Genomic DNA, 11900 nt, shown 5'->3' on the forward strand with positions numbered 1-11900 from the left:
CGTGTCGACGCTCGCCAACGCGTTCTGCCTGCAGTGGCTGATGATGGCTACGATAGCCGTACTCGACAGCCGTGGGATCGAAGCGCCGGTGTGGCGGTCGCGGAACACCGTCGGAGGCGACGAGGCGAACGCACGCGGCATCGACCTTCTGCGAGGACGAGTGAGGCACCTGTGACGCCGGTCAGCACTGTGCGTGGTCTCCTTCCCGGGGCAGACGCCGCCACCACCGTGAGCTACACCGAGTCGGCCGTCGTCGCCGTCGACACGGCGCCCCGAGAGGCCGGAGAATCGCTGCCGCTGCTCACCGCCGGCTTCATTGACCTGCAGGTCAACGGATACGCCGGACTGGACGTCAACGGTGAGGACGTGAGCGCCGACACTATCGCCGAGCTCACCGGCCGGCTGGCCGGTATCGGCGTGACCACGTGGGCGCCGACCATCATCACGGCCGGCGAGGACCGGATCATCCACGCGCTGCGTCAGATCGAGCACGCGCGTGCCGCCGACCCGGTGGTGTGGGCGTCTGTGCCGTTGGTGCACGTCGAAGGGCCGTTCATCTCGGACCGTGACGGCGCCCGCGGGGTGCATGATCCCGGAGCCATCCGCCCGCTCGACGCGGACGAGGTCGAACGATGGACCGAACACGGCCCCGTCGGCCTTGTCACCGTCTCACCGCACACCGACGACGCGCCCGACCAGATCGCCCGGATCCGAGCGCTCGGTGTCGAAGTGGCGATCGGCCACACCCACGCCACCCCGGAACAGATCCGCCACGCGGTCGATGCCGGGGCGCGATTCTCGACGCACCTCGGCAACGGCATCCCGCCCATGCTGCCGAGGCATCCGAACCCGATCTGGACCCAGCTCGCCGACGACAGGCTCACCACCGGCCTCATCGCCGACGGGCACCATCTTCCCGTCGAAGTGCTCGAAGTGATGTTGCGGGCCAAGACGGCGGCCCGCGCGTTCCTGGCATCCGACCTGACAGCGATCGGCGGTCTGCCGCCCGGGCGGTACGAGACTCCCGTCGGCGGGCTCGTCGAGCTCGACGAGTCGAAGCGCCTGTCCTATGTCGGCACCGAGATGCTGGCCGGCGCCGCATCCACCCTGGTGGACGGCGTGCGCACAGTCATCTCCGGCACCACGCTCTCGATGGGGGACGCGGTGGACCTGGTGACGACGGTTCCAGGTCAAGTCGTCGGCACGCGGCGTCCCGGACTCGGCAGGTTGAGCGTCGGCGCGCCACCAGACTTCGTGCTGTGGGAGGCGGACGGGGACAACCTCGGCGACGTCGTCACAGCCATCCAGTCCGGCCGCCCTGTTCGATAGGGCGACCGGCCAAGGAGCCGTCCGCGATGTCGACGCCGCGGCGCCGTAGCCTCCGGCATCGGGTGATGGCACCACGAGTGCGGCGGCGGCCAGGCTCAGACCCGGTCTGCGGCCTGCACCACATCCAGCAGACGCTCGAGGTTGTGGCGGGACGGCAAGTGCGAGAGCAGATGCCGGACGCTGCGGTCGGCACGACGTCGATCCTCATCGTGGTCAGCGTTCAAGGCTTGGTGCACCTCCCCGGAGACGTAGTTGGCCAGGCTGATGACCGCGCCGCGGAACATGCCCATGTCGAGCGGAGGAAGCAGGCCCACTTCGGACCGGTAGCCCTCGGCCATCGCCCGGGCGGCCACGGTGTTCACGCCCCCGCTGGGGTTGATGGTCCAATGCATCAAGGCGTCCCCAAGTTCCCAGCTCGCCGGCTGGCCTCCGGCGTGTTCCCAGCCCACGACGACGAGTTGCCTCCTCGCCCCGACGCGTACCTGTGACGGCCCCAATGTGTTGTGGCACAACACGGGGACAGGCACGGGCATGTCTTCACCGATCGCTTCCAGATCTGTCAGCCTGGGGATCGCTTCCGCCAGCGTGGGTGCCCAGTTCGCATGCTCGGCCTTGGCTTCATCCGCCAACGTGCCCCAGGTCGTCTGGGAGAGACGAGACGCGTGCCATGGGCTGACCCGGTCCACCGGCAGGGCAAGCCGATGGATCTTTGCGAGGATCCGGCCCACGGTGTAGGTGATCGTGGAACTCACGGGTGCCACCAGCGGCGGGCCGGAGGCAAGCCGCTCGTAGACCCGCCACGGGTGTCCATCGATCGTCTCGACGATCGCTCCCGAGGCGCTACGCACCGGAGTCGCCAGCGCCACGCCCGCTTCGGCCGCGGCCAGCTGCAGGGCGACTTCGTCCTCGACGTCGACGATCGGAATCCACCCGTCGACGGACAGAACCGTCCAACAGCCCCGATCGGTGCCGAGCAACCATTGGCGCCCTAGCTCGTCTGGTGGAGCCACCGATCGCATCTGACCGGCTACCTGACCGAGCCCGTACCGCGACGCGATCTCACCGGCCAGCGCGGGATCGGCGACGTCAGCCGATCCCCGTCTCCGGCCGACTTCGGCCTTCAGCTCGGTCCAGTCTCGAAAGCCATACTGGTCCGCCAGCGAAGCCTGCGCACCGGCCAGCGTGGCGCTGTGGTCCGAGTCCCGCAGACCGGCGAGCAGATCCTTCGCCTGCTGGCGCAGATGGTCAAGGTTGGGGCTGTCGGGGAGCACCTTCATGGGACACCTCGTTCTCCACCCGGACTCGCACGGGCGGTATAGAACTCCGGTGCCGTCGCTCACAGCGACACAAAGGGATGGCTTCAAGCCTTCCGGCGAGTCTCGACGCGCTCCCCACACGTTCAGTTCAAAACTATCCGACCGCGCCGGGCGGCTGTCAATCGCTCACGTAGTGTTCGACCATGCGTGACAATGCCTGGCGCCCCACCCACCCCGCACCGCGGACCCTCAGCAGAACGTTGGTGCTCATCGGTCTGGCCGGGTGCACGGTGGCCGCGCTGAGCGCATGCGGTGACGCCGAGACGAGCACAGAGCACCGAACCTCCGGCGCCGCCGCACCCGACAGGGCGGCCAGCCCTGCACCCAGCGACATCGCCGAGCAGGCCGGAGCCGAAGGCGTCATCGACGAGGTCAGCATCACCTATGTCGACGACAGCGGCGACGAGCGCGAAGCCCCGCCAGACGACCCCAACGGGTGGGTGGCCCGGATCGACCTGATGTACGAGATCAGACGTCTGCCACCGAATCACGCATCGGAACTGGTCGCTGAGTTCACGGCGGACTACGCAGAACCCTCGACGGGACCGGCGATGGAGATCTGGCTCCGGCCGGCTGCCGACGCCGAGGTGGCTGCCCAGGCCTTTCCGCTCCCGGCGGACAGCGTCGATCCCGTCGCGGACGCCTATCTGATGGCGGAAACGCCCGGCGTCATGCGATCGGTGTTCGACGGCGATACGGCCGACGTCCGGGTCCGCGAATCCGATGATCTGGCGAAGGTCGGGGACGTCGCCGCCGCACACGGCGTCGCTCTCGAGCGGGTACAGACGGCCGACGGCGGGTTGTCGCTCGACATCGCCGATGTCCCGGCCCGCCCGGAGCACGTCGAGCCAGAGAAGTGGCCGGAGGACCCGGACGCCCCGGACTGCTCGCCGGACGATCTCTGGCTGGAGATCGCCGGACATGATGCTGCCACCGGCCATCGCGCCATGATCCTCGGGGCGACGAACGTCGGAGACCGGCCGTGCGCCTTCGAGGGCTACCCGGAGCTGGGATTCCGCACGCTCGACGGCCGTGATCTCGACGTCACGGTCACCCAGGGCCGATCCTTCATGGGCAATGATCCGGGACCGCGCCGGATCGTGCTTCCCGCTGGTGCTCGTGCCTTCGCCGTGGCCGGTTGGGACGCGATGTCGACGGCCGAATACCCGGAAGGGTCGGGCAACTGGCCGGATATCACCGCCGAAGTCCTGCTGGCGGCCGAGTCCGGTGCCCCCATGCAAGAGCTGCCGCTGACGTCCTTCACACGCACGCCCGCGTCGATGCACGCCATCAGCACGCTTGACATTGTGGATGGCGGCGAGCTGGCGGTGACAGCGTGGGTGCCAGAGGGCACGGCACTCTGACGACCATCGACAGGGTTCATCTGTCGCGGCCTTGAGCAGCAGGCCGGCGACGGCCTTCGCTCTGCGCGCCGGCTCGGCGTTTCTCACCCGGAGCGCTGTCGTGATCGCGCCGTCCAGCGGCCCCATCATTGACATCGGCCGAGGAACCAAGCTACTTGACACGTGTTGTCAAGTAGCTGATATGGTCGTGCTCGGCGAAAGGGGCCGACGTGGAACCATCGGACGCCACACAGGCGCATGTTGCGCTCGTCGAGGACCTCGTCGAGCGGGTCACCACCCGCCTCATCGATCCGTTGGCCATTCTTCTGGGCGATGACGCCGTGGCAGCGGTCAAGGAACGGACGCGGGTCGACGCGGAGATGTGGTCAGCTCAGCTCCTCGGGCGGGACCAGCAGCACGCTGCCCATACGGCTGCGCGGCTGATCTCAGCGCTGTATCCAGGTGACGAGGCCTTCGACCCGCCGTCGCGCTGGTGGGCGACACCCTTCGGCCAGGCCGTGCTCCGCCGCGTCGGGCACCCCGCTCGTGAGCGCGTGACCTATGCGGCAGCGGGAGCGATGCTCGGCATCACCCGGCAAGGGGTCCACGACCTGCTGGCACGAGACAAGCTGCAGCGCCATCCGGACGGCGGCGTGACCACCGCATCCGTCCGCGAACGCGCGCTTCAGCCGAGCAGACAGACGACGGGCGGAATCACCACGCAGAGGAGCACCACATGACCGAATCGATGACTGATCGGACGGTGGAGACCGGGACAACCGCCATCGCGGTCCGGGAATACGGCGGCTCCGGGCAGCCGGTGTTGCTGCTGCACGGAGCCGGCGGCAACCTAGCCACGTGGGACATCGTCGGTCCGATGCTCAGTACCGGCTACCAGCCGGTCGCGGTCGACCTGCGCGGGCACGGCGAGTCCAGCGATGGGCCGTGGAGCTGGGACACGGTGCTCTCGGACCTGGAGATGGTCGTCACCGCGCTGGACGTTCGCCAGGCCGCGGTCGTCGGACACTCCCTCGGTGGCGTCCTGGCCGCCCGGTGGGCGCACCGCCACCCCGAGTGTCCCGCGGCAGTGAGCCTGGACGGCCACCGCTCACCGGTCACCCGCCCGGAGAATTACGACGCCGGTGCCGCCGGGCTCACCACGGAGGAACTCGGCGGTCAGGTCGAGCGGCTGTCCGCCCTGTTCGACGCACAGACCACGGCGATGGCGGCACCACTGAGCGAGGACCAGGTCGAGGCCATGCTCGCCGCTCAACGTTCGTTCGCCGAGCAGCACGGCAACGATGCGGACCGGTGGGCCGCCGCCGTACGACGGGGGCTCATCACGCACAACGGTGCCACGTTCGTCCGGCCTGGAGCCGAGACGATGAACGCCCTGCGGGACTGCCTCCAGGCGGACAGCCTGCCGGTGTTCGCCGAGCTGAAGACGCCGTTGTTGCTCGTCCTCGCTACCGACAGCGTGCCGCAGGTACCGGCGGAACTGGAACCGCTGATGGTCGCCTTCCGCGCTGGGCTGCGCCGCGATCTGGAGGCACTAAGAGTGGCTCATCCTGCTATCGAGATCCGTGAGATCGACGCGAGCCACGGGATGCTGTTCGAGAAGCCCAGCGAGATCGCCGACATGATCACCACCTTCATCGCCAAGACAATCGCGTAGCGCGAGGCGGTGCGAGACGTCGTGTTAGACACGAGACATGGGCCGTACGAGACGGCGCACCTTCTGTTCCGTCTCAGTGCCCTCGAGCGGGACGTACACCACGACATGGATGTCGGGGAGATCCGACGGGGTGAGCCGGTGATGCTCGAATGCGAGATCTCCGACATCCGGATGGCGGAAATGCCGCTCCCGCGACGAGAACCGTTCGACTTGGTGTTCCTCCCACGCCGCGGCGAACTCCGGGCTCGCGCTGAGCAACCGGGTCAGCAGCGCGACATGCGCCGAGTGCCCGAGCGACGGGCCGGCTTCAGCGCGGTACTCGGCCAGAAAGTGCCGGCTGGTGGTCTCCCAGTCGGGGAGCATCTGCCGCACGTATGGGTCGGTGTAGATGAGCCAGAGCAGGTTCCGTTCCTCGGGAGCCACCGCGGCGACGTTGGGGTAGAGAGCCTCGTAGGCACGGTTCCAGCCGGCGATCATCCAGTCGGGCGAGACGGCGAAAGCCGGCGATGTGTCCTGCGCCTCGAGAAGGCGCCTGATGTGGGGCGGCGCGGTCACCGGAGTGACATCGTGCGGCGGGCTCGGTGCGTACCCAGCGAGGGCGAGCGTGTATTCGTGCTCAGCGGCCGAGAGCCGCATAGTCCGCGCGATGGAGTCGAGCACCTGACGGGACGGGTTGATGTCCTTGCCTTGTTCGAGCCAGGTATACCAGGTGACGCTGACGCCGGCGTGGTACGCGATCTCTTCGCGGCGCAGGCCGGTGACCCTGCTGCGTCCCACGGGTGGCAGCTCGTAGTCGGCTCGTACCAGGCCCTCACGCCGTTTACGCAGGAAACCCCCGAGCTCTCGGCGACGGTCGGCGTCCTGCCCCACGGCCGCAATACTAGTACCGCCAGTACTAGAAGCAGCAGCGTATTCCGCCACCCGCCGTTTCGATGCGGAAATAGTGGGCATGCCTGTTCTGCGTTCTCGGACCGTCACGCACGGTCGCAACATGGCCGGCGCCCGCGCCCTGCTCCGTGCGGCGGGAGTCGACGGCGACGACTTCGGCAAGCCGATCGTCGCCGTGGCGAACAGCTTCGCCGAGTTCGTCCCCGGCCACACCCACCTGCAGCCGGTCGGGCGGATCGTCTCCGAAGCCGTGACGGCGGCGGGAGGCATTCCGCGCGAGTTCAACACGATCGCGGTGGACGACGGTATCGCCATGGGTCATGGAGGCATGCTGTACTCGCTGCCGTCCCGTGACTTGATCGCGGACTCGATCGAGTACATGGTCAACGCACATTGTGCGGACGCGCTCGTGTGCATCTCCAACTGCGACAAGATCACACCGGGGATGCTGATGGCGGCGATGCGGTTGAACGTTCCCACGGTCTTCGTCTCTGGTGGCCCGATGGAAGGCGGCGCGGCGACCCTCGTCGACGGGACCGTACGCAAGGGCCTGAACCTCATCACTGTGATGGCGGACGCCGCCGCGGACACCGTGTCGGACGAGGACCTGTCGCGGGTGGAGCAGAACGCGTGCCCCACCTGCGGCTCGTGCTCGGGCATGTTCACTGCCAACTCGATGAACTGCCTGGCCGAAGCCCTGGGTCTCGCCTTGCCCGGCAACGGCACGACGCTGGCCACGCACACCGCACGCCGGCAGCTGTACGAACGCTCGGGCCGAACAGTCGTCGAGCTCGCGCACCGCTACTACGACCTGGACGACGAGAGCGTCCTGCCGCGCCGCATCGCCTCCAGGAACGCCTTCGAGAACGCCATGTGCATGGACATCGCCATGGGCGGATCGACCAACACCGTGCTGCACCTGCTCGCCGCCGCACATGAGGCCGAGCTTGACTACCGCCTCGATGACATCGACGCACTGTCCAGACGCGTCCCGTGCCTGTGCAAGGTGGCGCCGAACGGGACCTATCTCATCGAGGACGTCCATCGCGCGGGCGGCATCCCGGCTCTACTCGGGGAGTTACGACGGGCGGGACTCCTCAACGGCGACGTGCACAGCATCCACGCCGCCACCATGGACGCGTGGCTGGGCGAATGGGATGTCCGAGGCGGTTCAGCTTCAGCCGCGGCCGTCGAACTGTTCCACGCCGCTCCCGGATGCGAACGCTCCGCCACCGCGTTCTCTCAGTCCCGGCGGTGGCATGAGCTCGATCTGGATCCGGAAGATGGGTGTATCCGCGACGTCGCCCATGCCTATTCGGCCGACGGTGGCCTTGCCGTGCTCCGAGGCAACCTCGCCGAGGACGGTTGCATCGTCAAGACCGCCGGCGTGGACGAGTCGATCCTCACCTTCACCGGGCCCGCCGTCGTCGTGGAATCCCAGGAGGAGGCGGTGGACGCGATCCTGAAACGGCAGGTCTCGGCCGGCGACGTGCTCGTAGTCCGCTACGAAGGGCCACGCGGCGGCCCTGGTATGCAAGAGATGCTGTATCCGACCGCATTCCTGAAGGGCCGCGGCCTCGGTGCCAGCTGTGCGCTGATCACCGACGGCCGCTTCTCCGGCGGCACCTCCGGCCTGTCCATCGGGCATGTGTCACCCGAAGCAGCCGCCGGAGGAACCATCGCCCTCATCGAGGACGGCGACCAGATCACCATCGACATACCGGGACGTACCGTCAATGTCCAGCTCTCCGCGGAAACGCTCGATGCCCGCCGCGAAAGGTTGGAAGGCACCAGCGGATACCGGCCGAACATGCGCAACCGCGTCGTCTCCTCAGCGCTACACGCATATGCCCGCATGACCACATCCGCCGATCAAGGAGCCGTCCGCAACGTCGACGCCACGGCGCCGTAGCCTCACCCCCGGCTACTACCAAAAAGCGGGCTGGAGTGCCGCCGTACGGTCGACGGAGTGTGCCGCCCCCGCGATCAGCAGCGCTATGCCGACCAACGCCGCGCTGACCCACAACGGCGCCCGCAGCCCGAGATCAGCGTCGATGACGACACTCCCGAGCCATGGGCCGATCGCGGCACCGACGTTGAACGATGCGGTCCCGAAACTGCCTGCCATCGTCGGCGCATCCGTCGCGGCATAGAGGACTTGCGAGATCAGCGTGCTTCCCACGGCGAACGACAGAACACCCTGAACGACGACGAGCGTGATCACCGCTACCGGGCTGCCGGCCGTGAACGCGAACACACCCCAGCCGCACGTCAGCGCCACACTTCCCGCCACGAGCAGGGGCATCGGGTTCGTGTCGGAGAAGTGGCCTCCGATCCGCACGCCGACGAAGGCTCCAAGCCCGAACAGGGCCAGCATGCCTGGCACCCAGCCGGTGCCGATCCCTGCCACGTCGGTGATGACCGGTGCGAGATAGGTGAACGAGCAGAACGTCGCACCGTTGACCAGTGCGCCCAGCAGCAACGTGACGAGAAGCCGGGGCCTGCGCAATGAACGCAGTTCCGTGCGCGCCTTCGGACGGGTCGATGACGACTCGTCCGCGGCGTTGTGAGCGGGCACGGATTTCACGACGGCGGCTATCGCCGGCAGTGAGATGATCGCGACCGCCCAGAACGCGGAACGCCAGCCCCACAGGTTGCCCAGCAGGGCACCGCCCGGAACGCCAGCCACGCATGCGATCGTCGTCCCGCCGAGCAGTACGGCCAGCGCACGCCCCTTGGCATTGGCCGGGACCATCGCCGTGACAGTCGACAACGCCACCGCCATGAACCCGGCATTCGCGAGCGCGCCTACCACCCTGGTCACCATCAGGACGCCGAAGCTGGTGGTCACCGCCCCGATGACGTGCACTGTCACGAACACCACGAGAAAGGTCAGCAACGTAAGCCGGCGCGGCCAGCGTCTGCTCATCAATGCCATCAGCGGGGCACCGACGGCCATTCCGACCGCGAACGCCGATGTCAGAAGGCCCGCATCCGAGATGGTGACTCCCATGTCGTCGGCGATGTCCGGCACTAGGCCCGCCAGCATGAACTCAGATGTCCCTTGAGCGAAGACGGCCAGTCCAAGTAGGTAGACAGCCAAGGGCATAACAATTTTCTGCATGATGAAGCTCCGTCAACGATGTCGATGAGATGGACACGACCACCGGTCAATCAGTGCCAGCGAACGACATCGGGAAACGGCAACTCAGCACGCTCTGAGCACGCCGAAGCAGCAGGCGATCCTCAAGCGAGAGGTATGTGATGCGAACTACGCAACGCACCGGCGCGCGAGAGCATGTGGCACGTCTACACATGCATGGTGAGCCGACGCGAAGCGGTGACAGGTAGCCGCCGAAAACGGTGTCACAGGCCACCGGATGACCGGTGGCTAGATTCTGGACGCCTCGGGGCTCGACATGCCGTCGATCATAACGGGGCACCCGCTGCCGGTCGAATCAGTTTCGCGGGCATATTCACTTGAGTCGAGGGTCATTGCGGCCGATCTAGCGCTGCGGAGAGGTCATCGAGGTGTTGCGAGACCGGACCGACGGTCAGCATGCCGCTACCGGCCCCCGCTACCTCCTTCGCCGCTGGTGTGAGCTCGGTGAAGGCGCGCTCCATGATCCGTCGATCGCCCGTCGCGATAGCCGCCCGGCCCGCGAGGCACCACAGGGCCTCGTACAGCAGGTCGCACGGCGGTTCGGGAGTCTGGCGCAGCGCATCGGCGGCCTCGGCCGGACGATCGTGGGCCAGCAGTACGAGCGGCCGCGCCCACGGCGCATACGGACCCCAGTCGGTGTCGTCGTCGAAGCGGACCGGCACCGCATGCCACACACGGAGACAGAGCTGGGCGAGCGGGAGGATCCCCCGCTCAACTCCTGGCATACCGGCGCCGTCGAGCCGGGCTGCCGCATCACGGTACGCCGCCTCCGCGGGACCCAGGGACGACCCGGTCGCGGCCAGGCGCATCGCCCTATACCACTCGGTGAAAACGCCCGCCAGCGGACGCTCGTACTGTTCGCCGAGCCGATCCGCCGCTGCGGCGTGCTCGTCCGCTGCGCTGAAGTCGGCCAGCGCACCGCGCGCTTGAAGGCGGATCAGATGGCCGAGGATCTCGAACGTGGGCAGGCCATGCCGGTCGGACAACGCGACCAGCTCGGCGCCGATCTCATCCCGCCGTGGGGCCAGACCTGCCCGGTGAAAGGTCTGCATGAACGTTCCGTTCAAGGCGAAGGCGAGCAGCATCGGGTCACCCAATCGGCGGGCGATCCGCTCCGCCTCACGGGCGGCGTCGGGTCCGCGAGCCGCTCGGGTGCCACGCGACTCCAGAGCGATCGTGGCGAGCAGGCGTGCACGGTGAACATCGTGTGCGCCTGGCTGAAGGGCTGCCAAGGACCGCTCTGCCGCCGCGACGATCTGCGCCGCCTGGTCAGGATCGTCTGAGCGTGTCCAGATGCCGGGAACGTCGTACGCACCGATGATCCGGGCGGTGAGTTCGGCATCACCGAGCTGCTCGGCGGCAGCGATTGTCGCCAGCCGCTGACCGCGCGCTGCTTCAAGCCCGCTTCCGCCGGCTACCGCGAGGCTTCTCAGGAGACCGACCGTCGACTCCAGGCGAACACGGGAACTCGACGCGACCGTCCGATCGTATGCGGCCGTGGCCGCCGCCCAGACATGTCCGGCGACGCCAAGATCGTGGCCGGACTCGACGTCTGGCGTGACATCCAGATGGGCCGCACGCTGCAGGATGTCGGTCTCCATGCGGCCCAGCTGCGGGCCCGGATCGATCCCCAGCTGCTCCACGAAGAGGCTGCGAGCCCTGCGTAGCACCGCCAGGGCGTCACCCTGACGGTCGCTCCGGTACAGCGCCAGGGCCAAGAGCTGCCAGGCGTTCTCCCGCCAGGGATGTTCGGTGACGTGGGCATCAAGCTCCGGCACCGCGTCCGCGGCGCGCCCGAGAGCCATCCGCGCCTCGGACCGGCGCTCTATCGCGTTCAGCCGCAGCTGTTCCAGACGAGAGCGCTCGGCGAGAGCCCATGGCTCGTCGTCGAGTCCGGCATACGCGGGACCGCGCCACCACCCCAGAGCTTCCTCCAGACGTCCGAGCGCGTCTGCCGGGGGCATCGACGACGTCGCGGTCACCGCGTCGTCGAACCGCCACGCATCCACTGACCCACGCTTCGGACGCAGCGCGTACCCAGGGCCTTCGCTGACCAGGAGCCGGGCCGGAGCCCGTGGCGGGCGCTGAGGCTCCACAGCACGCCTCAGCGCCGCTACGAAGGTGCGCACCGCGGATACGGCGCCCGGTGGTGGCTCCTCCCACAGGTCGTCGACGAGCCTGCCGAC

9 protein-coding genes and 1 pseudogene are annotated in these 11900 nt (G+C 67.9%); 6 read left to right on the plus strand and 4 right to left on the minus strand.

Features of this window, described 5'->3' with window-relative positions; genetic code table 11:
• Both ELR45_RS42620 and ELR45_RS10055 read left to right on the plus strand, forming a co-directional pair.
• Positions 1–175: pseudogene (locus tag ELR45_RS42620) on the plus strand (sugar isomerase domain-containing protein); the annotation flags it as partial.
• The gene (locus ELR45_RS10055) at positions 172–1329 is read left to right on the plus strand and encodes an N-acetylglucosamine-6-phosphate deacetylase (protein ID WP_165367649.1); all 1158 of its coding nucleotides are present in this window, start codon (positions 172–174) and stop codon (positions 1327–1329) included. The pseudogene ELR45_RS42620 and the gene ELR45_RS10055, both read left to right, overlap by 4 nt.
• A gap of 95 nt (positions 1330–1424) precedes the next feature.
• Here ELR45_RS10055 and ELR45_RS10060 read toward each other — a convergent pair whose 3' ends face one another.
• Complete coding sequence (locus ELR45_RS10060) at positions 1425–2606, minus strand: phosphotransferase (protein WP_129665578.1); 1182 nt, start codon at positions 2604–2606, stop codon at positions 1425–1427.
• Between the two features lie 182 nt (positions 2607–2788).
• Between ELR45_RS10060 and ELR45_RS10065 the strand changes: the two genes are divergently transcribed.
• The 3 genes from ELR45_RS10065 (at position 2789) to ELR45_RS10075 (ending at position 5663) form a co-directional block, all read left to right on the plus strand.
• Positions 2789–4009, plus strand: coding sequence for a DUF4232 domain-containing protein (locus tag ELR45_RS10065; protein WP_129665580.1), 1221 nt, complete (start codon positions 2789–2791; stop codon positions 4007–4009).
• Positions 4010–4218: 209 nt separating this feature from the next.
• On the plus strand, positions 4219–4728 hold the full coding sequence (locus ELR45_RS10070; protein ID WP_129665582.1) for a hypothetical protein: 510 nt from the start codon (positions 4219–4221) through the stop codon (positions 4726–4728).
• Positions 4725–5663: an alpha/beta fold hydrolase gene (locus ELR45_RS10075; RefSeq protein ID WP_129665584.1), complete on the plus strand. Its 939-nt coding sequence runs from the start codon at positions 4725–4727 to the stop codon at positions 5661–5663. The genes ELR45_RS10070 and ELR45_RS10075 overlap by 4 nt, the downstream gene beginning before the upstream one ends.
• Before the next feature lie 24 nt (positions 5664–5687).
• On the opposite strand, the gene ELR45_RS10080 is transcribed toward ELR45_RS10075, so the two are convergent.
• On the minus strand, positions 5688–6533 hold the full coding sequence (locus ELR45_RS10080) for a helix-turn-helix transcriptional regulator (RefSeq protein ID WP_205856321.1): 846 nt from the start codon (positions 6531–6533) through the stop codon (positions 5688–5690).
• Between the two features lie 79 nt (positions 6534–6612).
• On the opposite strand from ELR45_RS10080, the gene ilvD reads away from it, so the two are divergent.
• Complete coding sequence (ilvD, locus tag ELR45_RS10085; protein ID WP_129665588.1) at positions 6613–8463, plus strand: dihydroxy-acid dehydratase; 1851 nt, start codon at positions 6613–6615, stop codon at positions 8461–8463.
• Between the two features lie 15 nt (positions 8464–8478).
• On the opposite strand, the gene ELR45_RS10090 is transcribed toward ilvD, so the two are convergent.
• Together ELR45_RS10090 and ELR45_RS10095 are read right to left on the minus strand one after the other, a co-directional pair.
• Entirely contained in the window at positions 8479–9660 is a 1182-nt protein-coding gene (locus tag ELR45_RS10090; protein WP_129665864.1) for a Cmx/CmrA family chloramphenicol efflux MFS transporter, read from the minus strand.
• A gap of 383 nt (positions 9661–10043) precedes the next feature.
• On the minus strand, positions 10044–11900 hold a 1857-nt coding region (locus ELR45_RS10095; RefSeq protein ID WP_205856322.1), incomplete at its 5' end, for an AfsR/SARP family transcriptional regulator.

Origin of the sequence: Phytoactinopolyspora endophytica, from assembly GCF_004138495.1 — a bacterium.
GTDB classification, from domain to species: Bacteria; Actinomycetota; Actinomycetes; order Jiangellales; family Jiangellaceae; genus Phytoactinopolyspora; species Phytoactinopolyspora endophytica.